Annotated in this window: 22 protein-coding genes; 13 read left to right on the top strand and 9 right to left on the bottom strand. The window is 72.8% G+C overall.

Annotated elements, in window-relative coordinates; genetic code table 11:
* The first annotated feature begins 42 nt into the window (after window positions 1-42).
* Complete coding sequence (locus tag ACGF7U_RS11570) at window positions 43-1,620, top strand: Na+/H+ antiporter (RefSeq protein WP_393105504.1); 1,578 nt, start codon at window positions 43-45, stop codon at window positions 1,618-1,620.
* A gap of 126 nt (window positions 1,621-1,746) precedes the next feature.
* Here the strand turns inward: ACGF7U_RS11570 and ACGF7U_RS11565 are convergent, their stop codons facing one another.
* From ACGF7U_RS11565 to ACGF7U_RS11545, 5 genes are all read right to left on the bottom strand, one after another.
* A complete protein-coding gene (locus ACGF7U_RS11565; protein ID WP_393105502.1) occupies window positions 1,747-2,478 on the bottom strand; it encodes a DUF4142 domain-containing protein in 732 nt (243 codons plus the stop codon).
* Between the two features lie 152 nt (window positions 2,479-2,630).
* Window positions 2,631-3,812, bottom strand: coding sequence for an ROK family protein (locus ACGF7U_RS11560; RefSeq protein ID WP_393105500.1), 1,182 nt, complete (start codon window positions 3,810-3,812; stop codon window positions 2,631-2,633).
* A gap of 27 nt (window positions 3,813-3,839) precedes the next feature.
* Entirely contained in the window at window positions 3,840-5,099 is a 1,260-nt protein-coding gene (locus tag ACGF7U_RS11555; protein WP_393105498.1) for a sugar ABC transporter permease, read from the bottom strand.
* A complete protein-coding gene (locus ACGF7U_RS11550; RefSeq protein WP_393105496.1) occupies window positions 5,096-5,905 on the bottom strand; it encodes an ATP-binding cassette domain-containing protein in 810 nt (269 codons plus the stop codon). The genes ACGF7U_RS11555 and ACGF7U_RS11550 overlap by 4 nt, the downstream gene beginning before the upstream one ends.
* 111 nt (window positions 5,906-6,016) lie before the next feature.
* A complete protein-coding gene (locus ACGF7U_RS11545) occupies window positions 6,017-7,111 on the bottom strand; it encodes a sugar ABC transporter substrate-binding protein (RefSeq protein ID WP_393105494.1) in 1,095 nt (364 codons plus the stop codon).
* A gap of 398 nt (window positions 7,112-7,509) precedes the next feature.
* Between ACGF7U_RS11545 and ACGF7U_RS11540 the strand changes: the two genes are divergently transcribed.
* The 6 genes from ACGF7U_RS11540 (at window position 7,510) to ACGF7U_RS11515 (ending at window position 10,268) form a co-directional block, all read left to right on the top strand.
* Window positions 7,510-8,067 (top strand): MauE/DoxX family redox-associated membrane protein, encoded by a 558-nt coding sequence (locus tag ACGF7U_RS11540; RefSeq protein ID WP_393105492.1) that lies wholly within the window; start codon window positions 7,510-7,512, stop codon window positions 8,065-8,067.
* On the top strand, window positions 8,064-8,615 hold the full coding sequence (locus ACGF7U_RS11535; protein WP_393105490.1) for a hypothetical protein: 552 nt from the start codon (window positions 8,064-8,066) through the stop codon (window positions 8,613-8,615). The genes ACGF7U_RS11540 and ACGF7U_RS11535 overlap by 4 nt, the downstream gene beginning before the upstream one ends.
* A complete protein-coding gene (locus ACGF7U_RS11530) occupies window positions 8,608-8,922 on the top strand; it encodes a hypothetical protein (protein ID WP_393105488.1) in 315 nt (104 codons plus the stop codon). Before ACGF7U_RS11535 ends, ACGF7U_RS11530 begins: the two co-directional genes overlap by 8 nt.
* 170 nt (window positions 8,923-9,092) lie before the next feature.
* Window positions 9,093-9,575: a hypothetical protein gene (locus ACGF7U_RS11525; protein ID WP_393105486.1), complete on the top strand. Its 483-nt coding sequence runs from the start codon at window positions 9,093-9,095 to the stop codon at window positions 9,573-9,575.
* Window positions 9,572-9,958, top strand: coding sequence for a hypothetical protein (locus ACGF7U_RS11520; protein ID WP_393105484.1), 387 nt, complete (start codon window positions 9,572-9,574; stop codon window positions 9,956-9,958). Before ACGF7U_RS11525 ends, ACGF7U_RS11520 begins: the two co-directional genes overlap by 4 nt.
* Before the next feature lie 52 nt (window positions 9,959-10,010).
* A complete protein-coding gene (locus ACGF7U_RS11515; protein ID WP_393105482.1) occupies window positions 10,011-10,268 on the top strand; it encodes a hypothetical protein in 258 nt (85 codons plus the stop codon).
* 93 nt (window positions 10,269-10,361) lie between these two features.
* Here the strand turns inward: ACGF7U_RS11515 and ybaK are convergent, their stop codons facing one another.
* Entirely contained in the window at window positions 10,362-10,841 is a 480-nt protein-coding gene (gene ybaK, locus ACGF7U_RS11510; RefSeq protein ID WP_393105480.1) for a Cys-tRNA(Pro) deacylase, read from the bottom strand.
* Between the two features lie 136 nt (window positions 10,842-10,977).
* Window positions 10,978-12,162 (bottom strand): methyltransferase domain-containing protein, encoded by a 1,185-nt coding sequence (locus tag ACGF7U_RS11505; RefSeq protein WP_393105478.1) that lies wholly within the window; start codon window positions 12,160-12,162, stop codon window positions 10,978-10,980.
* A 248-nt stretch (window positions 12,163-12,410) separates the two neighbouring features.
* On the opposite strand from ACGF7U_RS11505, the gene groES reads away from it, so the two are divergent.
* Together groES and groL are read left to right on the top strand one after the other, a co-directional pair.
* Window positions 12,411-12,725, top strand: coding sequence for a co-chaperone GroES (gene groES / locus ACGF7U_RS11500; RefSeq protein WP_088998427.1), 315 nt, complete (start codon window positions 12,411-12,413; stop codon window positions 12,723-12,725).
* A 70-nt stretch (window positions 12,726-12,795) separates the two neighbouring features.
* On the top strand, window positions 12,796-14,436 hold the full coding sequence (gene groL / locus ACGF7U_RS11495) for a chaperonin GroEL (RefSeq protein WP_393105476.1): 1,641 nt from the start codon (window positions 12,796-12,798) through the stop codon (window positions 14,434-14,436).
* Between the two features lie 312 nt (window positions 14,437-14,748).
* Here groL and ACGF7U_RS11490 read toward each other — a convergent pair whose 3' ends face one another.
* Window positions 14,749-15,132, bottom strand: a complete 384-nt coding sequence (locus tag ACGF7U_RS11490) for a WhiB family transcriptional regulator (protein ID WP_393105474.1) — start codon at window positions 15,130-15,132, stop codon at window positions 14,749-14,751.
* A gap of 253 nt (window positions 15,133-15,385) precedes the next feature.
* On the opposite strand from ACGF7U_RS11490, the gene ACGF7U_RS11485 reads away from it, so the two are divergent.
* Entirely contained in the window at window positions 15,386-16,213 is an 828-nt protein-coding gene (locus tag ACGF7U_RS11485) for a LuxR C-terminal-related transcriptional regulator (RefSeq protein WP_393105472.1), read from the top strand.
* A 20-nt stretch (window positions 16,214-16,233) separates the two neighbouring features.
* Here ACGF7U_RS11485 and ACGF7U_RS11480 read toward each other — a convergent pair whose 3' ends face one another.
* Window positions 16,234-16,644, bottom strand: coding sequence for a DUF5319 domain-containing protein (locus ACGF7U_RS11480; protein WP_393105470.1), 411 nt, complete (start codon window positions 16,642-16,644; stop codon window positions 16,234-16,236).
* A gap of 184 nt (window positions 16,645-16,828) precedes the next feature.
* Here ACGF7U_RS11480 and guaB point away from each other — a divergent pair, with 184 nt between their 5' ends.
* The 3 genes from guaB to ACGF7U_RS11465 are packed head-to-tail and all read left to right on the top strand — an operon-like array spanning window position 16,829 to window position 21,000.
* Window positions 16,829-18,391: an IMP dehydrogenase gene (guaB, locus tag ACGF7U_RS11475; protein ID WP_393105468.1), complete on the top strand. Its 1,563-nt coding sequence runs from the start codon at window positions 16,829-16,831 to the stop codon at window positions 18,389-18,391.
* 31 nt (window positions 18,392-18,422) lie between these two features.
* The gene (locus ACGF7U_RS11470) at window positions 18,423-19,541 is read left to right on the top strand and encodes a GuaB3 family IMP dehydrogenase-related protein (protein WP_393105466.1); all 1,119 of its coding nucleotides are present in this window, start codon (window positions 18,423-18,425) and stop codon (window positions 19,539-19,541) included.
* Between the two features lie 49 nt (window positions 19,542-19,590).
* Window positions 19,591-21,000 (top strand): M1 family metallopeptidase, encoded by a 1,410-nt coding sequence (locus ACGF7U_RS11465; RefSeq protein WP_393105464.1) that lies wholly within the window; start codon window positions 19,591-19,593, stop codon window positions 20,998-21,000.
* Window positions 21,001-21,052: the final 52 nt, after the last annotated feature.

The raw sequence follows: 21,052 nt of genomic DNA, 5'->3' as shown, positions 1-21,052 counted from the left end.
CCCGCCACCGCGGCGCCGGCCGGCGGGTGACGGGGGTGCGACGTGGGCGGTCTCGAACTGATCGTGGTGCTGGGCGTCACGGTGTTGGTCGGCACCACCCTCGGCGGGCGGTACAGCGTGGCGCCCCCGGTCCTGCTCATCACGATGGGCGCGCTGCTGGCGCTGCTGCCGCCGCTGTCCCACGTGGTGCTGGAGCCGGAGGTGGTGCTGCTGCTGTTCCTGCCGGCGATCCTCTACCGGGAGAGCATCACCACCAGCCTGCGCGAGATCCGCACCAACCTCCTGGTGATCGCGTTGCTCGCGGTGGGGCTGGTGGTGGCGACGACGGTCGCGGTGTCGATGGTGGCGCAGCGCCTCGGCGTCGACCCGGCCGCCGCCTGGGTGCTCGGGGCGGTGCTCGCGCCGACCGACGCCGCGGCGGTTGCCGGCCTGGCCAAACGGATGCCGCGCCGCATCCTGACCACTCTGCACGCGGAGAGCCTGATCAACGACGGCACCGCCCTGGTGCTCTTCGCCGTCGCGGTCGGGCTGGTCGTCGGCGGCGCCGAGCCGGAACCGCTCGGGCTGGCCGAGCGGTTCGTCGGGGCGTCGGTCGGTGGCGTCCTCGCCGGCCTGCTGGTCGGCGGCGCGGTCATCCTGATCCGGCGACGCCTCGACGACCCGCTGCGCGAGGGCGGGCTGAGCGTCCTCACGCCGTTCGTCGCCTTCCTCCTCGCCGAGCTCGTCCACGCCAGCGGGGTGCTGGCGGTGGTGGTGGCCGGCCTCATGCTCTCCTACGCCGCCCCCCGGGTCGTCCGGGCCCGGTCCCGCGTGCTGGCGTACGCCTTCTGGGACCTCGCCACGTTCCTGATCAACGGGGGCCTGTTCGTGCTCCTCGGGATGCAGATCCCGCGGGCCCTGCGCGGTCTGACCAGCCTGTCGATGGCGCGGGCGCTGACGATCGGGCTGGTGGTGGCGGGCGTGGTCGTGGTGACCCGGATGCTCTGGGTCCATCTGGCGGCGTTCGCCTTCCGGGTCGCCAACCGCCGCCCGTCGCTGCAGGGCGAGCAGGTCGACTGGCGGGCCCGTACGGCGGCCGGGTGGGCGGGGTTCCGGGGGGCGGTCTCCCTCGCGGCCGCCCTGGCGGTGCCAATGACGACCTCCACCGGCGCGCCCGTGCACGAGCGTGACCTGATCATCTTCGCGACCGCCGTGGTCATCCTGACCACGATGCTGGTCCAGGGCACGACGCTGCCGGCCGTCGTCGGGTGGGCGGGCCTGGTCGGTGACACCCGGCGGATCGACGAACTGCGCCTGGCCCGGATCCGCGCCACCGAGGCCGCGCTCGCGGCGCTGCCCGAGGTCGCCGACCGCGTCGGCGCCACGCCCGACGCGGTCGACCGGATCAGGGCGGACTACGAGCAGCACCTCGACGACGCCCGCTTCGCCGACGAGGGCCGGTCGACGGAGCGGGCCCGGGACGTCGACCGGCGGCTGCGCCTGGCCGTCCTCGAACACAAGCGCCGCGAGGTCACCAGGCTGCGGGACACGAACGAGATCGACGACATCGTGCTGCGAGACCTGCAGGCGGTCCTCGACATCGAGGAGATCCGGCTGCTGGGACCGGAGCCGAACGAGTAGCCCGCGCCCGTCGTCGTGCCCGGCCCGGCGTCGCCGGCCGCCCGTCCGGCGTGACACGGCCGGCGCCGGCCGCGCGCCACCCCGCTGGCGCCGGCCGCGTCGGTCGTGCCGGCCCCGGCGGTGCGGTCAGGTGCGGCGGAGGATGCGGTAGGTGGCGATGCCGCCGGTGACCAGGGCGGCGAGGAAGACCAGCCAGACCACCGTGCTGCTGACCCCGATCGGCGGGCCGGAGTTGGCGGCGGCGGCGGCGAGCAGGCCGTCGTTGCCGGGCGCGGGCAGGGCGGCCGGCGGCAGTTCCGGCCAACGGACCAGCCCGGTGCTCTCCAGCATCTGCATGTGGTGCAGGACGAACCTGTTGGCGTCCTCGGCCAGCTTGCGGATGACCGGGTCCCGGGTGCTGGCCCGCACCGCCCCGATCACCGGGAAGATCTTGCCGTGCGCGACCCGGAGCCGGGTGACGAAGATCTGGTCGAAGCGGGCGCCGGAGGCGTTCTGCATCTCGGTCAGCCAGCCCCGCTGCTCGGCGGTCGGATCGGTCGGGATGGTCGCCCCGAGCCTGTTCGCCGCCTCGACGGTGAGCCGGTCCAGCTCCTCGTGCTCGGTGGCGATGCCGGCGCCGATCTCGCGTACCTTGGCGCTCTGGCCCTTCTCGGCGGCCATCTGCCCGGCCGGCATCTCCCAGAGCCCGGCCAGCCGCACCCCGTTGAGCAGGGCGGCGTCCGCGGCGTTGAGCTGCTGGCCCACCGGCGCGGCGGCGGCCAGGCCGGGCAGCACCCCGAGCCCGGCGGCGATCGCGACGAGCAGCACCGCCAGGCGACGGGTCCGGTGCCGGCGACGGGCGGATCTGAGCGGTGCCATGTCTGTGGTGCCTCCTCGGTCCGGCCGACACGTCCGGGCCGGGCGCAGTACCCGTCGTCCGCCCGTCCCCGCACTGGTACGGATTGATCGGCCGATCAGTTCACCGGGCCCGCCCACCGGGCTGGTCAGGAGTGGGCGTGGGCGCGTGCCGGTCAGCCGGCGTCGAGCGGGTCGGCGAGCAGCCGTTCGAAGGCCAGCTCGGCGGCGCCGATCAGCGCCGCGTCGTCGCCCAGCTTCGGGGTGCGCAACCGGACGTGCTCCAGGCAGGCCGGCAGGGCGATCGAGTTGAGCCGGCTGCGCACCTGGGCCGCCGCGGCGAGGTAGAGGTCCCGCATGGTGCCACCGAAGATGACCATCTCCGGGTTGAAGATGTTGACCAGGTTGGCGACCCCGAAGCCGAGCCAGTCGCCGGCCTGGCGGACCGCGGTCTGCGCCCGGGCGTCGCCCCGGTCGGCGGCGTCGAAGAGCGCCAGCAGGGCGTCCCGGCCCCGCGCGTCGGAGCGGCCGGCGGCGCGCAGCAGCGCGTGCTCGCCGATCTGGGTCTCCCAGCAGCCCTGGGAGCCGCACTCGCAGGGCGCGCCGTCGCGGACGACCACCATGTGCCCGACCTCGCCGCTGTAGCCGCCGTGCCCGGTCAGCCGCCGCCCGCCGGCGATGATGCCGGCGCCGACCCCGACGTCCCCGTACAGGTAGATCACGTTGTCGCAGCCGGCCGCCGCGCCGCGCGCGTGCTCGGCGAACGCCGCCACGTCGGCCACGTTGCCGACCGTGACCGGCACCTCGCAGCCGAGTTCGGCGCCGAGCGCCGCGCCGATCGGCTCGTCCACCCAGCCGGTGGTCGGGCCGAGCCGGACCAGCCCGTCGTCGCGGCGGACCATGCCGCAGACCGCGACGCCCGCGCCGACGCAGACCGCGTCCGCCGGCACGGCCTGCCGCATCTCCTTGACCGCCCCGGCGAGCAGCGGGGCGGCCTCCGCGGCGGTCAGACCCCGGGGCCGGGCCAACTCCCGGCGGTCGAGCACCGCGCCCCCGAGACCGATCCGCGCGGCCCGCAGCCGGTCCACCTCGATGCTGTACGCGTACGCATGCACCCGCTCCGACTCGGGCCGGACGACCAGCGACGGTCGTCCGGCCCGGCCGGTCTCCTTCGGCGTCCCCTCGGTGACCAGCCCCGCGCCGGCCAGGTCGGCGGTCAGCGCGCCGATCGTGCTGCGGTTGAGCCCCAGCGTGGTGGTCAGTTCCGCGCGGGTGGTGGCGCCGTGCACGTGCACGTACCGCAGCAACGCGCCCAGGTTCTGCCGGCGGATCTCGTCCTGGCTGGGTCCTGCGCGCATCGTGTCGTCACTCCGGTCGTGCGGTCGTCAGCGGGTGCCGGTCGCGGCGGACCGTCGGCGCGAGAGGGCGTCCACACCGGCGGCGAGGAGCAGCACCAGTCCGGTGAAGACGTACTTCAGCCCCGAGCTGAGGTTGAGCAGGTTCATCCCGTTGATGATGACCGCCACCACCGCGCCGCCGAGCACCGCGTCGATCATCCGGCCCTTGCCGCCGAAGAGGCTGGTCCCGCCGATCACCGCCGCGCCGACCGCGTACAGCAGGACGTTACTGCCCCCGGTGTTCGGGTCGACCGACCTGTCCCGGCTGGCCGCGATGATGCCGCCGATCGCCGCCATGGTGGAGCAGATGACGAAGGCCGAGATCCGGATCCGGTCGACGTTGATGCCGGCGCGGCGCGCGGCCTCCCGGTTGCCGCCGACGGCGTAGAGGTGCCGCCCGTACGCGGTGCGGTTCAGCACGAACGTCCAGGTGACCAGGAGCAGGGCGATCAGGGGCACGACGATCGGCATGCCGCGGTTCGACGTGATCAGCGGGTTGATGCTGCGTTCCTGGTTGAGCACGTACACGGCCAGGCCGAGGACGACGGCCAGTCCCGCGATCCGCGCCAGCACCACCGCCGCGGGATCGGTCTGCAGCCCGCGGCCGGCGCGCTTGCGTTGCCGCAGCAACTGGGCGGCGGCGTAACCCGCGACCGCGACGCCGGCGAGCAGCCAGCCGACGGCCGGCGGCACCCAGTCGTTCTCGATGGAGATGATCACCTCGTCGGCGATGGAGATGTTGGTGCCCTCCTCCATCAGCAGCAGCACGACGCCCTGGAAGGCCAGGAAGCCGGCCAGGGTGACCACGAAGGACGGGATGCCCAGCTTGGCGACCAGGACGCCGAGCGTCAGCCCGATCAGCATTCCGGTGCCGAGCGCGGCGAGCACCGCCACGTACCAGGGGTAGCCGAGCACGGTCACGACGTTGGCCAGGATGGCGGCGCAGACGCCGCTGGCGAAACCGGCCGAGAGGTCGATCTCGCCCAGCAGCAGGACGAAGATCAACCCCATCGCGATCACGGTGACGGCCGCGCCCTGGGTGAAGAGGTTGGCGAAGTTGCCCGCGGAGAAGAAGACCGGCCGCACGATCGCGAACACGGTGCAGAGGACGACCAGGCCGATGACGGCCGGCAACGAGCCGAGATCGCCGCCGCGCACCCGGGCGAGGTAGTTGCGGACATGGGTACCGACGGTGGGGGGCGGGGTGACGGCCGCCGGGAAGCCCTGCTTCACCGCTGTGTCGGTCATCGGACGGCTCCTGACGTGGGGTCGGCGGCGTCGCGGCCCGCGGCCGGCTCGGTGGTCAGCCCGAGGGTGCCGGAGCGGCCGACGGTGATCAGTTCGACCACCTGGGAGTGGGTGATGTCGGTGGTCTTCACCTGGGCGGCCAGCTGGCCGAGGTAGAGCGCGGCGATCCGGTCGGAGACCGCGAAGACGTCGTTCATGTTGTGCGAGATGAGGACGACGGCCAGGCCGTTGTCGGCGAGTCGGCGTACGAGTTCGAGCACCTGGGCGGTCTGCGCGACGCCGAGCGCCGCGGTGGGTTCGTCCAGGATGACCAGCCGGCTGTTCCACAGCACCGCCTTGGCGATCGCCACGGTCTGGCGCTGGCCCCCGGAGAGGCTGGAGACATGCTGGCGCAGTGACTTGACGGTGCGGACGGAGAGCCCGGCGAGGGTCTCGGCGGCCATCTGCTCCATGGTCGGCTCATCGAGCACGAGGCCGTTGCGCTTCTCCCGGCCGAGGAACATGTTCTGCACGATGTCGAGGTTGTCGCAGAGCGCGAGGTCCTGGTACACGACCTCGATGCCCAGCGCGGCGGCGTCCCGCGGGGTGTTGACGCTGACCGGTCGCCCCTCGAAGAGGAAGGTGCCGGAATCGGCCGGATGAATGCCGCTGATGCACTTGACCAGCGTCGACTTGCCGGCGCCGTTGTCGCCGACCAGTGCGGTCACCTCGCCGGAGTGGACGGTGAGGTCGACGTCACGCAGGACCTGGACGGGGCCGAAGCTCTTGTCGATCCCACGGAGTTCCAACAGGGGGGTCGCTGACACGGGGTCTCCTTCGCCAGATGTGGAGGATCGCTGAGCTCCGCCCGTGGTCAGCGCCGCCCGGCACGGGTTTCCGTGCCGGGCGGCGCGTGAGCGGCGGAGCGCGCGGTCAGGTCAGCTGATGCCGGCGTCGGCGCAGAGCTTGGCGTACGCACCGGTGCAGAGCTGCTCCTTGGTGACGTAGCCGTCGGCCACGACGTCCTTGACGTTGTCCTTGTAGATCGCCTTCGGGGCGAGCAGCACGGAGGGCACGTCCCGCCCGCTCTGCGGGTCCTTGACGGTCTCTCCGGTGCTCTCCCGCTTCCCGTTGGCCAGGGCGATGGCCAGCTCGGCGGCCGCCTTCGCCTGCTCGCGGACCGCCTTGTAGACCGTCATGCACTGGTCCCCGGCGAGGATGTTCTGCAACGCCTGCGGGGTGGCGTCCTGGCCCGTGACCGGCACCTTGCCGTTGAGCTTGTTCTTCTTGAGCACGGAGATGGCGGCGTTGCCGAGACCGTCGTTGGCGGCGACCACACCGTGGATCTTGCCGCTGGTCTGGGTCAGCATCTGCTCGAAGATGCCGCCCGCCTGGGCGTTGTCCCACTCGGGAACGGCCTGGTCCGGGCCCTTGACGTACTCGCCGGCGTCGAACTTCGGCTTGAGCACCGAGTCGTAGCCGGTCTTCAGCAGCGTGGCGTTGTTGTCGGTCGGCGCGCCGTTGAGGTACGCGACCACCGGCTTCTGCGCGTTCTTGTCGGTGAGGCACTTGCTGACGCCCTCGCCCATGAGCCGGCCGACGGCCTCGTTGTCGAAGCTGACGTAGTACTCGGCCGAGCCGCCCAGCGTGAGCCGGTCGTAGTCGATCGTCGCGACACCCTGGGACTTGGCCTTCTCCAGCACGGCCTTGCCGGTGCCGGAGTCCAGGTTGACGATCATCAGCGCGGTGACGCCGTCGGTGAGCATGCCGTCGGCGATGGTGGAGAAGCTGGACTTGTCGCCCTGCGCGTTCTGGATGTTGTACTCGACGCCGGCGGCCTTGAACGCCTCCTCCAGGAACCTGCGGTCCGCGCTCTCCCAGCGCGCGGAGGACTTGCTGTCCGGGAGGATCACGCCGATCTTCGCCTTCTTCGTGCCGCCGGCCCGGTCACTGCCGGAGTCGTCACCACAGGCGGCCGTACCGCCGGTGACCAGCAGGCCCACGGCGGCGAGGGTGAGGAAGCCCTTGCGCATGTGCAGGGTCCTTTCGGGGGTGGGGGAGTGATGGTGGTCGGTTTGTTGTGCCCGGCAACGTATTCCGCGTCACACATCACGCGCAAGGGGGTCGGCGGAGGAGTTTGTTGGCGGCGGTAACAATTCCGCAACGCCGCCGACACGCCCCTCGCCGCTTCCCCGCGGGGGCGCCCCGCTGACCGCCGTCGCCGCGGGCGGGTCGTCCCACGGTTCGGCGACGTAGCCGCAGGCGGGAAACACATTCCGTGATGATCTCTTGACGGAGGGCAGAAGTTCCACGAAGATCGGTCGCTATACATCGACATGCGTTCACGTTTCCCTTCGCATGGGAGCGCTGTCGACGCAGCTCACGGGGGTGTCTTCATGCGTGTTGAACGCTGCTCCGACCGGTCGCGCCGATGAGCGCCACCCAGCTCCTCGCCACCGCGTCGACCTGCCTGGTCTCGGCGGTCCTCGTCTGCTCCGGCCTCGGCAAGCTGGCCACGCCCAAGCACGCCCGCCAGCTCTTCATGGAACTCCTGCGCGTGCGCCGCAGCACGGCCCTCACGCTGGTGCGGGGGGTCGCGGTCGTCGAGACCGCCGTCGGTGCGGCCCTGCTCGTGCCGGCCGGCCGCCCGGCCGCCGCGGCGGCGACCGCCGCCCTGGGGGCCGGCTTCGCGGCGGCCGGTTTCGTGGGTTGGCAGCGCAGGACCACGTTGCCCTGCGGATGCTTCGGTCGCCCCGAAAGCCGCCCGCTCGGTGCGCGGAACGTCCTCGTCGGGCTCGCGCTCGTGGGCTTCGGCGTCGCGCTCCTCCTGGAATCACCGGCGGCCCTCCCGGCCGACCGGATGGCCGTCGTGGCCGCGAGTCTCGTCGCGGGCATGGCCCTGCTGCTGTGGCGCGGCATGGTCGTCGACCTGGTCCGGCCCCGGACGCGCCCGGCCGGCGCGGAGCTGACTAAGGAGATCGCTGGATGAGTTACCTCTTCGGGTTCGGATTGCTGGTGGTCGCGGGTGCCGTGGTGGTGCTCTTCGCGATGCTGGGCGAGCTGTACGCGCGCTCCGGCGGCATGGACGGCGCGGGTGCGCCCGGCGGCGGCAGCGGCACCGTCCGGCTGCTCGACGGGGCCCGGATCGGATCGCGGCCGGAACACTGGCCCGCCGGCCTGGCGGAGGTCGCCGACGCGGACCTGCGGGTGGTGCTGGTGTTCAGCACCTCCTGCAACAGCTGCGAGAAGGCGGCCGGTGAAATCGGTGACCTGGCCGACACGCGTGACTTCGCGGTCCTGATCTCGACGATCACCGAGGAACGCGGCGAGGACTTCATGAACCGGCACGAGCTGTCGGCAATGCCGCACCACATCGACGTGGGCGGTGAGTGGGTGGCTGGAGAACTGGGCGTCATGACCAGCCCGTCGGCGCTGGTATTCCGGCACGGGCGCCTGGTTTCGGCATTGTTGTTCACCGATATGGCGGCGCTCAGCGCCGCCGTCTTCCCGGTCAAGGAGGCTGTGGGTAATGAGTGAGGAGAAAATGACGGCGACAGGCCGTCGCGGGGGTAGCCGGCGAGGCTTCCTCGCCAAGATCGGCGCCGCCGGTCTGGTGGCGTCGGGGGCGGTCTTCGCCCGCTCGACGCCGGCGATGGCCGGCAACTACCAGTGCTGCAACCTCGTCTACGTCCCACCGAACATCTCGTACTCGACGTGCAGCTCGGCCACCTACAAGTACATCTGGTACTGCTCGGTCAACGCCTACCTGCACTGCAACTGCTGCGAGAAGAAGACCAGCTCGGGCAGCATCACCGGATCCGCCGCCCACTGCCAGTACAACTGAGCCCACCGATGGTCGTCTGGCTCGTCGCCGGCATCGCGGGAGCGGTGCTGCAGATTCTCAGTCCTTGAGGCCTCTCCATGGCTGGGGTCGCCAGCCCTATGTTGAGGCGGAACGTCCCTGAAGGACTTCGATTCCTGGCGGGCCTCGCGGTCGGCGGACTCGTCGCCGGAATGGTCCTCGCCGTTCCGGTGTACCTGGTCGGATCGGCGGTCGGGGAACTGGTCCCCGAAAAATGGCGGGTCGTGGCCCTCGTCGCGCTCGCGGTGCTGTTCGGCGTCCTGGACCTGCTCGACCGGACGCCGCACATCTGGCGACAGGTGCCGCAGCGACTGGTCCGGACCCTGCCGGCCGGCACGCTCGGGGTGGTGTGGGGAATCGACCTCGGTCTGCTCTTCACCACGCAGAAGACCACGTCGCTGATCTGGTTGGCCACGGCGGGCGTCGTGCTCGTCGCACCCGGGTCCGCGCCGCTGGTGCTGGTCGTCACGGCCCTCACCGTGACCCTCCTGGTCACGCTCTGGAGTCTGACCAGGAAGGCCGCCGAGATCGAGCAAAGGAGTGACCGGGCATGGGTGAGTCGGGTTCGACGGGTCTCCGGAGCGGCGATGCTGCTGCTGGCGGTGGCCCTCGTGGTGACCGTCGTTTCTCCGTGACCCCCACTCTGGAACCCGACACGACCCAGGGGCAGGTGGTGATCACCAGGTTCCACTGTGGTGACCTGGTGCGCCTGCTGATGGTCCTGCTGTTGCACATCCGGGTAAAGCGGGACGTCCGCCGCCATGCCAGGGGTTTCCTCGGCATCAAGCTGCTGGTGCGGTGGCGGGAGCGGACGGTGTGGAGCATCTCGCTCTGGCGTGATCTCGACAGCGTCTACTCGATGGGCGAGGTGTCCAGGCACGTCGCCGCGTCGAGGGTGCCCGCGAAGCTCGGCGTCTCCACCAGTTGCGACATCTTCTGCCACGTCGGCGAGTGGACCCGGGTCATGTTCGGCGGCGGCAGGCGTCCGTCCCGGCCCGGCACTCGCACCGGGGAGTGATGTCCGAACACATGTGAACAAAAAGGTTCTGCTGATCGGGAGGAGTCCCAAAATGCCTTTGCCAACCGACCGCGGCGTCGTCGTCATCGACGTCGAGGACGACGGCACGAGCACCGTGCGCATCTGCGCGGAGGTCGTCGACGGCGCACCCGTCGACGTCTTCGCGGAGCACCACGGCGCCGTCCACGTCCGCGTGCACAACGACGTCCCGATGTTCACCCAGGGCCGGCGTAGCGTCTCCAAGCGGATCGCCGAGGTCTACGACGACAACGGCACGATCAACGTCGGCCGGGTTCGCGGCGCGGCCTGATCCGTTCGCGGGGCGCGGGGGAGGGATCCGTCGTGCCGGCGGGCCGTCCCCCGCGCGTCCCCGCACCCGCCCCGCGCTTCCGGCCGCCGCCCGTCAGCAGGTGGACAGCGGGGCGACCCGCGCGTCCGTCAGGGCCACCAGGTCGGCCGGGGCCAGTTCGACCTGGAGGCCGCGGCGGCCCGCCGAGACGTACACGGTGGGGTGGTCGAGCGCCGAGGAGTCGAGCACCGTGGGGAGACGCTTGCGCTGCCCGAGCGGGCTGATGCCGCCGCGCACGTAGCCGGTCGCCCGTTCGGCGACCGCGCGGTCGGCCAGGGCGGCCCGCTTGCCGCCGACCGCCGCCGCGAGCGCCTTGAGGTCCAGTTCGCCGCTCACCGGCACGACCGCCACGGTGAGCGCGCCGTCGACCTCGGCGACCAGCGACTTGAACAGCCGCTCGGGCGGCACCCCCAGCGCCGCCGCGACCAGCGCGCCGTAGTTCGGCGCGTCCGGGGAGACGTCGTACGGATGGGTGCGGTGCGTCACCTTCCGCTTCGCCAGCAGTGCGGTCGCCGGCGTGCCCTGTCCCGCCATGGCCGCCACGCTAACCCGGCGCCGCGCGGGTCGGCAAAGCGGAGGACGGCAAAGCGGAGGACGGCCGCAGGCCCCGGGGCGGGGACGGGGCCGGACGCCCCGGCCGCGACGCGCCGGACGCGGGCCGGGCCGGCGCCTAACCGACCGGCTGGCAGACCAACACCGTCGGCGCGCCGGCCACCCGGGTCAGCACCAGGCTGGCCGCCTCGTCGCCGGCCAGCCGCAGGTCCCGCCGCAGCTTCTCCGGCTCCAGCGCGGACCCGCGCTTGAGGATCTCCACGCGCCCGACCCGGCGGTCCCGCAGCAGGGCCCGCAGCCGCTTGAGCGAGAACGGCAGCACGTCGGTGACCTCCAGGCAGCGGGCGAAGGGGGTCGCCGCCGGCACGTCCGCGTAGAGGTAGGCGATGCTCGGGTCGGCCAGCGTCGCGTCGAGGGCGTCGGCCAGCTCCGCGACCAGGTGCGCGCGGACCACCGCCGGGTCCGGGTCGTACACGAAGCGGCGCGCCGGCCCGACGGGCGCCTCGGCGTCGCCGGAGCCGGTCAGCTCGTGCGCGACGTCGCCGCGCAGCAGGGTGGCCCGGCGGGGGACCCGGGCGAGCCGGCCGCACCACAGCGCGGCCTCGACCAGGTCGCCGTCCGCGCTCACCCACTCCGCCTCGGCGCCCGCCGGGATCAGCGCGTGGTCGATGCCGGGCGCCACCTTCACCACCGTGTACGGCACCCGCTCGGCCAGCCCGACGACGAAGTCCCAGGGCGGGGAGTAGGCGTTCGGGTCGAAGATCCGCCGCCCGGTGCCCGCCCTGCGCCGCGCCGGGTCGCAGAACACCCCGTCGACCCGGCCCACGTCGAAGGCCGTGGCGTCGCCGCACTCCACCGTGAACAGCTCGGCCAGCCCGGCCGCCTCGGCGTTGGCGGCGGCCATCGCGGCGGTCACCGGGTCGGCCTCCACCCCGTACACCCGGATGCCGGCCCGGGCGGCGGCGATCGCGTCCGCGCCGAGGCCGCAGCCGAGGTCGGCCAGGACCCGCACGCCGGCCGCGCGCAACCGGGCGGCCCGCCGGTCGGCCACCGGCCGGCGGGTGGCCTGCTCCAGCCCCGCCCGGGTCAGGAACATCCCCGCCGCCGGCGGCCCGAACTTGCCGACCGCCCGGCGGCGCAGCTCGGCCTGGGTGAGCGCGGCCGCCGCCAGCGCGGGCGGCATCCCGGCCGAGCGGAGCGCGACCGCCGCGGCCAGCGGATCGCCGCCGGCCACCCGCGCCGCCGCGGCGAGCGCGGCCGACCCCTCGGGCGTACGCAGGGCGGCGAGCTGGTCGAGGTCCACCCGGTCATTCTCGCCGCCCGGCCCGACGCGCCGACCGGCGGGCTGGCACTCTCCTTGACGGAGTGCTAGCCGAGGAATAACCTGCGATTAGCACTCTCACCCTGAGGGTGCCAGCTTCCGGGCCGTCAGGTCCGGGCGCTGAACGCCAGGCGGACCGGCACCCGCGACGACGGCCCCGCCCGGTGGCATGTGGCAGATTGACGCCGGCGGCATGCCGTCCGGTAACGAAACCAGTACCCCAGGAGGGTATGCCCGTGACTACCGCGACCAAGGTTGCGATCAAGCCGCTCGAGGACCGGATCGTGGTCCAGGCGAACGAGGCTGAGACCACCACGGCGTCGGGCATCGTGATCCCCGACACCGCCAAGGAGAAGCCGCAGGAGGGCACCGTCCTCGCTGTCGGCCCGGGCCGGATCGACGACAAGGGTAACCGCGTGCCGGTCGACGTCAAGGTCGGCGACACCGTCCTCTACTCGAAGTACGGCGGCACCGAGGTCAAGTACGCCGGCGAGGAGTACCTGGTGCTCTCCGCCCGCGACGTCCTCGCGGTCATCGAGAAGTAAGCAACCGATCAGTGTCGCTGCCCCGGTCCGGCTCGCCGGGCCGGGGCAGCGTCGCTTCGAAGGGACATTCATGGCGAAGATCCTGAGCTTCTCGGACGACGCCCGGCACCTGCTCGAGCACGGTGTCAACGCCCTCGCGGACGCGGTCAAGGTGACCCTCGGCCCGCGCGGGCGCAACGTCGTCCTGGACAAGAAATTCGGTGCGCCCACGATCACCAACGACGGCGTGACCATCGCCAAGGAGATCGAGCTCACCAACCCCTACGAGAACCTCGGCGCGCAGCTGGTCAAGGAGGTGGCGACCAAGACCAACGACGTCGCCGGCGACGGGACCACCACCGCCACCGTGCTGGCCCAGGCGATGGTCCGCGAGGGCCTGCGCAACGTGGCCGCCGGCGCCAACCCGACCGGCCTCAAGCGGGGCATCGACGCGGCGGCCGCGAAGGTCTCCGAGGCGCTGCTCGGCCGCGCGGTCGAGGTGGCCGACAAGGAGTCGATCGCGCACGTCGCGACGATCTCCGCGCAGGACGCCACGATCGGTGAGCTGATCGCCGAGGCGATGGAGAGGGTCGGCCGCGACGGTGTCATCACCGTCGAGGAGGGCTCCGCCCTGCACACCGAGCTGGACGTGACCGAGGGTCTCCAGTTCGACAAGGGCTTCATCTCGCCGAACTTCGTCACCGACGTGGAGGGTCAGGAGTCGGTCCTGGAGGACCCGTACATCCTGATCACCACCCAGAAGATCTCGGCGATCGAGGAGCTGCTGCCGCTGCTGGAGAAGGTCCTCCAGAACAGCAAGCCGCTGCTGATCATCGCCGAGGACGTCGAGGGCCAGGCACTCTCCACCCTGGTGGTCAACTCGATCCGCAAGACCCTCAAGGTCTGCGCGGTCAAGGCCCCCGGCTTCGGCGACCGCCGCAAGGCGATGCTCCAGGACATGGCGATCCTCACCGGCGCCGAGCTGGTCGCCCCGGAGCTGGGCTACAAGCTCGACCAGGTGGGCCTGGAGGTGCTCGGCAGCGCCCGCCGCGTGGTGGTCGACAAGGAGAACACCACCATCGTCGACGGCGGCGGCCAGGCCGGCGAGGTCGCGGACCGGGTTGCCCAGATCCGCAAGGAGATCGAGGCCTCGGACTCCGACTGGGACCGGGAGAAGCTCGCCGAGCGGCTGGCCAAGCTGTCCGGCGGCATCGCGGTCATCAAGGTCGGCGCCGCGACCGAGGTCGAGATGAAGGAGCGCAAGCACCGCATCGAGGACGCGATCGCCGCGACCAAGGCCGCGGTCGAGGAGGGCACGGTCCCCGGCGGCGGCGCCGCCCTGGCCCAGATCCTGCCGGCGCTCGACGACGACCTCGGCTTCACCGGCGACGAGAAGGTCGGCGTCTCGATCGTGCGCAAGGCGCTCGTCGAGCCGCTGCGCTGGATCGCCCAGAACGCCGGGCACGACGGCTACGTCGTGGTGCAGAAGGTCGTCGGCAAGGAGTGGGGCCACGGCCTCGACGCCGCCACCGGCGAGTACGTCGACCTGGCGAAGTCCGGCATCGTCGACCCGGTGAAGGTGACCCGCAACGCGGTCAGCAACGCCGCGTCGATCGCCGGCCTGCTGCTCACCACGGAGAGCCTCGTGGTGGAGAAGCCGGAGAAGGCCGAGCCGGCCGCGGCCGGCGGTCACGGTCACGGTCACGGCCACCAGCACGGCCCGGGCTTCTGACCCTCGCCGTACGTGGGACACAGGGCGCGCCGTCCTCGCCGACGGCGCGCCCTGTGCGTTGCGCGGCCGGTGGCGGTCGGGCGGCCCTCTGCCGTCGCGGTGGGGCCTCGGGTGGAGGTATGCCCAGCCCCACCCCGAACCGCCGCCCAGGTCCAGTGCGTGCCGCGCCCCGCTGGCGGTGGGATGGACGCATGCCTTCGATCCGTCGGGGCGCCAACCACGTCCTGGCCGCGTTGCTGGTCTTCGTGGTGCGCGCGGACGCCGCGCCCCCGGGGTGGGGGCGCGGCGTCGGTGTGGTCCTCGGGCGCCGGCTCAGGCGATCTTGCGCTGGGCGGGGACGGTCGACTTGTGCGGCCGGCCCAGGCGGGCCTCCAGCCGGGCGACGTCGACCCGCGTCTGCCGGCGGTCGGCCAGGTCCTCCCAGCCGACGGCGAGCAGCCGCAGCCGCTCCGACTCGCTGAAGCCGCCCCACACGCCGTACGGCTCCCGGACGGAGAGGGCGTGCGCGGCGCACTCGGCCCGGACAGGGCAGGCGCGGCAGACGGCCTTGGCGCCGGACTCTCGGCGCAGCCGTGACGAGCCGCGCTCGCCGTCGGGGTGGAAGAACTGCGCGCTGTCCCGGCCCCGGCAGGCACCGAGCCGCTGCCAGTCCCAGAGGTCGACGATGGGTCCGGGCAGTCTACGTACGTTCGACATCAGCACCCCTCCTCCCGCGCGGCACCGCGCAGATCCACGTGAATCGGCGTCCGGGCGGCGATCCGCGCAGGCGCGCCGTTTCCGGCCTGGAGGCTCCCTACCCGAGCTTTCCCCGGCTCACACTTCTGTGATCGAAAACCTCGGACAACTCGCGGCTTATGCCCTACTTGTCGGAAAAGTTCGGAGGATTGCCGGGAACCTCCTCGCGACCCGACTCGGCCGTGGTCTGCTCGTGGGCGGAGAGGAGACCACTGTGCGTACGGTTCTCGTGTGCGTTCGGACACCGCTTGCGGCGCAGCATCTGACGTCCGCGGCGGCGCGGCTGGGGCTGTCCGCCGTGGTGCGGACCGCCGTCTCCGATCCCGAGGTGATGTTGCGCCTGGCCGAGCGTCCGGCCGACGTGGTGCTCGCCGACACGGCCCTCACCCGGCCGGACAGCGCCGGATTCGTCCGCCGGGTGCTGGCCCGTGCCCCGCAGGCCTCCGTGCTGCTGCTCGGCACGGAGGAGTCGGAGGCCGCCGCCGCGACCATCAGCGCCGGCGCCCGGGGCCTGATCCAGGGCGCCGACCACGACCTGACCAGCGCGGTGGCCAAGGCCCTGCTGCTGCTCGCCGCGCCCGGCCGGGCCACCCGGCCCCGGATCACCGATCCGGCCCGGGACACCGCGGCGGTCGGCGGCACCGTCCGCGCCACCCAGGCCGGCCGGTCACCGGCCGATCCGGGCCCCGCCTGGTCGACGCCGCCGGCCGACGGCCCGGGCGGGGCCCCGACCGTGGTGCCGGCGCAACGCGGCGACGACCCGGCCGAGCCCGCCGGCGAACCGACCGACGCCGTACCCGGGGGACAGCAGCGGGGCGCGTCCGGCGCGCGCGCCGGACGGTCCCAGATCGGGCTGACCGAGCGTGAGCTCCAGGTGCTGCTCGGCATGGCGGAGGGCAAGAGCAACGCCGAGATCGGCCGGGAGTTGTTCGTCTCGGAGGACACGGTGAAGACCCATGCCCGGCGGCTGTTCCGCAAGCTCGGCGCGCGGGACCGCGCGCACGCCGTGGCGGCCGGCTTCCGCGCCGGCCTGGTGGCCTGAGCCCACCGCGCCGGCGAGGGTCAGCGGTCGGTGCCGGGCTCCTCGTCGGAGCCCTCGGTCAGGGTGTCGTGCACGCCGTCCGCGTATCCCCGCGCGTAGTCCCAGGTGACGTAGTGGTCCGGGTCGGGGTCGTAGGCCGGCTCGTGCACCCGGGGGCGCCCGGAGCTGAGCAGGTGCCGCAGGTTGCCCCGGAGCAGGTCCCAGTCGAAGTAGTGCGGCTCCCGGCAGTCCTCACACTCGATGACCAGCCCGCGCACCCCGATCGGCGCCAGCAGCGCCTGGTAGATCTCCAGGTCGGCGAGGTCCTCCAGCACGTCCTGCCGCTCGACGTCGGTCAGCGGGTCGAGCGGGGCGTCGTCGCCCGGATCGTGCAGGCCGGCGGCCGGGTCGGCCGGGTCGCCGTTGAAGGGGTCGATGGGCTCGTCGTGCACCCCCTCACCGTAGACCCAACGCCGGGGCCGCGTCCGCCCCCGGGCACCGGTGACCTGGGCCGCCACCGGCGGGGGCGGCCCAGGTCGGTGGGTACGATGGGACGACGCGCCGTCACCCGGCGTGCGCCGGTGCCCGCGCGCGCCGCCTCGCTGAAGCCCGTCCGAGCAGCTCAGGGGAGCAATCGTGGAATTTTCGCCCAGCACCGATCTGCCGACCGGCGCCGACAACGGCGAGTTGGGCGGCCACCTGCCGGAGCTGCCCGCCGGCTCGGCCCGGGTGGTGCCGCTCGGCCTGACCTTCGACGACGTGCTGCTCCAGCCGGGCGAGTCGGACGTGGTGCCCAGCCGGGTCAACACGGTGACGAAGCTGACCCGCAACATCGACCTGAGCATCCCGCTGCTGTCCAGCGCGATGGACACGGTGACCGAGGCGCGGATGGCGATCGCGATGGCCCGCCAGGGCGGCATCGGCGTGCTGCACCGCAACCTCTCGCTGGAGGACCAGGCCCTCCAGGTCGACCTGGTGAAGCGCTCCGAGTCCGGCATGATCACGAACCCGGTGACCGCCAGTCCCGACGACACCCTGCGGGACGTCGACGCGCTCTGCGGGCGCTACCGCATCTCCGGCGTGCCGGTGGTGGACGGCGAGGGCCAGCTGGTCGGCATCGTCACCAACCGCGACATGCGCTTCGTCTCCGACCCGGCCACCCCGGTCCGCGAGATCATGACGCGCACCCCCCTGGTCACCGCCCCGGTCGGGGTCAGCAAGGACGACGCCCTGGGGCTGCTGCGCCAGCACAAGGTGGAGAAGCTGCCGATCGTCGACGAGTCCGGCAAGCTGCGCGGGCTGATCACCGTCAAGGACTTCACCAAGAGCGAGCAGTACCCGATGGCGACCAAGGACGAGGCCGGCCGGCTGCGCGTCGCCGCCGCGATCGGCGTCGGCGAGGACTCGTACAAGCGGGCCCGGGCGCTCGTCGACGCGGGCGTGGACGTGCTGATCGTGGACACGGCGCACGGCCACCAGCGGGCCGTGCTGGACATGGTCCGCCGGCTCAAGAAGGACGTGGGCATCGACATCGTCGGCGGCAACGTCGCCACGTACGCCGGGGCGAAGGCGCTGGTCGACGCGGGCGCCGACGGCGTCAAGGTCGGCGTCGGCCCGGGCGCGATCTGCACCACCCGGATCGTGGCGGGGGTGGGCGTGCCGCAGATCACCGCGATCATGGAGGCGGCCCGGGCCGCCCGCCCGGCCGGCGTGCCCGTGATCGGCGACGGCGGCATCCAGTACTCGGGCGACATCGCCAAGGCGCTCGTCGCCGGCGCCGACACGGTGATGCTCGGCAGCCTGCTGGCCGGCTGCGAGGAGAGCCCCGGCGAGCTGATCTTCGTCAACGGCAAGCAGTTCAAGGCCTACCGGGGGATGGGCTCGCTGGGCGCCATGCAGTCCCGGGGCCAGGCGAAGTCCTACTCGAAGGACCGCTACTTCCAGCAGGACGTGACCAGCGACGAGAAGCTGGTCCCCGAGGGCGTCGAGGGTCAGGTGCCCTACCGGGGGCCGCTGGCCCGGGTGGCCCACCAGCTGGTCGGCGGCCTGCGGCTCGCCATGGGGTACGCGGGCGCGGAGAGCATTCCCGAGCTGCACCGCCGCGGCCAGCTCATCCGGATCACCGCGGCCGGGCTCAAGGAGAGCCACCCGCACGACATCCAGATGACCGTCGAGGCGCCCAACTACCACACCCGCTGACCCACCACCCCCAAACCACCTGGAGTCCCCCATGCGTGACGTGGTCGAGATCGGGCTGGGCAAGACCGCGCAGCGCGGCTACCACCTGGACGACATCGCCATCGTGCCGAGCCGCCGGACCAGGGACGTCGACGACGTCTCCACCGCCTGGCAGCTCGACGCGTACCAGTTCGGCATCCCCTGCGTCGGGCACCCCTCGGACGCGACGATGAGCCCGGCGTCCGCCGTCCGGCTCGGCCAGCTCGGCGGTCTCGGCGTGCTCAACGTCGAGGGACTGTGGACCCGCTACGAGAACCCGGCCAAGGTGCTGGAGGAACTGTCCGCGCTCGACGAGGACGCCCGCACCACCAAGCGGCTCCAGGAGGTCTACGCGGAGCCGATCCGCCCCGACCTGATCGCCGAGCGGGTCCGCGAGCTGCGCGCCGGCGGCGGGACGGTGGCGGTGCGGGTCAGTCCGCAGCACACCCTGGCGCTGGCCCCGGTGATCCTCGACGCCGGCGTGGACATCCTGGTCATCCAGGGCACCCTCGTCTCGGCCGAGCACGTCTCGACCACCGAGGAGCCGCTCAACCTCAAGGAGTTCATCGCCGACCTCGACCTCCCGGTCGTCGTCGGCGGCTGCACCGACTACAAGACGGCGCTGCACCTGATGCGCACCGGCGCGGCCGGCGTGATCGTCGGCATCGGCGGCGACGAGTGGTCCACCACCGACTCGGTGCTCGGCATCCGGGTGCCGATGGCGACCGCGATCGCCGACGCGGCGGCGGCGCGCCGCGACTACCTCGACGAGACCGGCGGCCGGTACGTGCACCTGATCGCCGACGGCGACATCCAGACCTCGGGCGACATCGCGAAGGCGCTCGGCTGCGGCGCGGACGCGGTGATGCTCGGCGAGCCGCTGTCGCTCTGCGCGGAGGCGCCGGCCGGCGGCGCCTGGTGGCACTCCGCGGCCAGCCACCCGTCCCTGCCCCGGGGCGCGTTCGAGGCGGCCGGCGAGCCGCTCGGGTCGATGGAGCAGCTGCTCTTCGGCCCGGCCGACGAGCCGGACGGCCAGCTCAACCTCTTCGGCGGGCTGCGCCGCGCGATGGCCAAGTGCGGCTACCGCGACCTCAAGGAGTTCCAGAAGGTCGGCCTGGTTCTCGACCGCTGACCTGCGCAAGCAGCACCAACCGCACCGGCCGCGCCGATAGGCTCGGCCGGTGCGTCGTACTCACGGCCGGCTCCGTCCGGCGCTCGCCGTCGCCGTCGCCGCCGCCCTGGTCTTCACCTCCTGCACCGAGGGCGACGAGCGGGGCGGCTTCCGGCCGGGGGCGGCCGACCTCGCCGACCCGTACGTGCCGGGGGCCGGCAACGGCGGCTACGACGTGGACAACTACCGGCTCGCCGTCCGCTACGACCCGCCCACCGACCGGCTCACCGGGCGGGCCGTCGTCACCGCCACCGCCACCGCGCCGCTGTCGCGGTTCAGCCTGGACCTCGCCGGGCTGGACGTGTCGCGGGTGACCGTCGACGGTGGGCCGGCCGGGTCCGCCCGCGACGGCGACGAGCTGGTGGTCATCCCGCCCGACGGCCTGCCGCGGGGGACCCGGTTCACCGTCGAGGTGGACTACGCGGGCGTGCCGGCCGTGAGGGCCGACGGTCAACTCGGCAGCGGGGGCTTCCTGCACACCGACGACGGCGCGATCGCGCTCGGGCAGCCCTGGTCGGCGGCCGCCTGGTTCCCGGTCAACGACCATCCGGCGGACAAGGCCACGTACGACATCGAGGTGACCGTCCCGGACGGGTTGGCCGCGCTGAGCAACGGGGTGCCGGGGGAGCGGACGCGCGCCGACGGCTGGACGACCTGGCGGTGGGCCGAGCGGGCGCCGATGGCCAGCTACCTGACCACCCTCGTGATCGGCGACTACCGGGTGCAGACCGGCACACACGCCGGCCGGCCGATGGTCACGGCGGTGCCGGCGAGCCTGCCGGCGGCCGGCCCGGAGGCCGCCTCGTTGGCCCGCACCGGCGAGATCGCGGACTTCCTGGCCAGCCGGTTCGGCCCGTACCCGTTCGACTCCTACGGCGGGGTCGTGGTCACCGACGGCCGGGTCGGCTACGCGCTGGAGACCCAGTCCCGGCCGGTCTACGGGCCGGGTTTCTTCCGGGGCGGGCGGCCCAACCCGGGCGTGGTCGCGCACGAGCTGGCCCACCAGTGGTTCGGCAACAGCGTGGCGCTGAGCCGGTGGCGCGACATCTGGCTCAACGAGGGCTTCGCCAGCTACGCGGAGTGGCTGTGGGAGGAGCACGACGGCGGCCGCACCGCGCAGCGCACCTTCGAGCTGGAGTACGCCGCCACCGACTGGTCCCGCCCGGTCGTCGACCCTGGACGGTCGGGGTTGTTCGGCACGGCCGTCTACAAGCGCGGGGCGTTGACCGTGCACGCGCTGCGCCGCACGGTCGGCGACGACACGTTCTTCCGCATCCTGCGCACCTGGACCGCCGAGCGGCGGGGCGGCAACGCCACCACGGAGGACCTGATCGCGCTGGCCGAGCGGGTGTCCGGGAAGTCCCTGCGGCCGTTCTTCGACGCCTGGCTCGTCGGCGGCACCGCCCCCGCCCTGCCCTGACGCGGCTTCCCGGCGCGCTCGGTAGGCTGCCGCGGACCGGCGGGGCGCGGCT

It is taken from the genome of Micromonospora sp. NPDC047670 (assembly GCF_043204915.1).
In the GTDB taxonomy this organism is placed as follows: Bacteria; Actinomycetota; Actinomycetes; order Mycobacteriales; family Micromonosporaceae; genus Micromonospora.
This window is presented reverse-complemented; position numbering and strand designations above follow the sequence as displayed.

Bases quoted from the DNA above. Each gene is read 5' to 3' on its own strand.
- ACGF7U_RS11565 (WP_393105502.1), bottom strand. From the start codon at position 2,478: ATGGCACCGCTCAGATCCGCCCGTCGCCGGCACCGGACCCGTCGCCTG.
- ACGF7U_RS11535 (WP_393105490.1), top strand. From the start codon at position 8,064: ATGAGTTACCTCTTCGGGTTCGGATTGCTGGTGGTCGCGGGTGCCGTG.
- groL (WP_393105476.1), top strand. From the start codon at position 12,796: ATGGCGAAGATCCTGAGCTTCTCGGACGACGCCCGGCACCTGCTCGAG.
- ACGF7U_RS11530 (WP_393105488.1), top strand. From the start codon at position 8,608: ATGAGTGAGGAGAAAATGACGGCGACAGGCCGTCGCGGGGGTAGCCGG.
- ybaK (WP_393105480.1), bottom strand. From the start codon at position 10,841: ATGGCGGGACAGGGCACGCCGGCGACCGCACTGCTGGCGAAGCGGAAG.
- ACGF7U_RS11545 (WP_393105494.1), bottom strand. From the start codon at position 7,111: ATGCGCAAGGGCTTCCTCACCCTCGCCGCCGTGGGCCTGCTGGTCACC.
- ACGF7U_RS11515 (WP_393105482.1), top strand. From the start codon at position 10,011: ATGCCTTTGCCAACCGACCGCGGCGTCGTCGTCATCGACGTCGAGGAC.
- ACGF7U_RS11525 (WP_393105486.1), top strand. From the start codon at position 9,093: ATGGTCCTCGCCGTTCCGGTGTACCTGGTCGGATCGGCGGTCGGGGAA.
- groES (WP_088998427.1), top strand. From the start codon at position 12,411: ATGCCCGTGACTACCGCGACCAAGGTTGCGATCAAGCCGCTCGAGGAC.
- ACGF7U_RS11555 (WP_393105498.1), bottom strand. From the start codon at position 5,099: ATGACCGACACAGCGGTGAAGCAGGGCTTCCCGGCGGCCGTCACCCCG.
- ACGF7U_RS11540 (WP_393105492.1), top strand. From the start codon at position 7,510: ATGAGCGCCACCCAGCTCCTCGCCACCGCGTCGACCTGCCTGGTCTCG.
- ACGF7U_RS11560 (WP_393105500.1), bottom strand. From the start codon at position 3,812: ATGCGCGCAGGACCCAGCCAGGACGAGATCCGCCGGCAGAACCTGGGC.
- ACGF7U_RS11490 (WP_393105474.1), bottom strand. From the start codon at position 15,132: ATGTCGAACGTACGTAGACTGCCCGGACCCATCGTCGACCTCTGGGAC.
- ACGF7U_RS11470 (WP_393105466.1), top strand. From the start codon at position 18,423: ATGCGTGACGTGGTCGAGATCGGGCTGGGCAAGACCGCGCAGCGCGGC.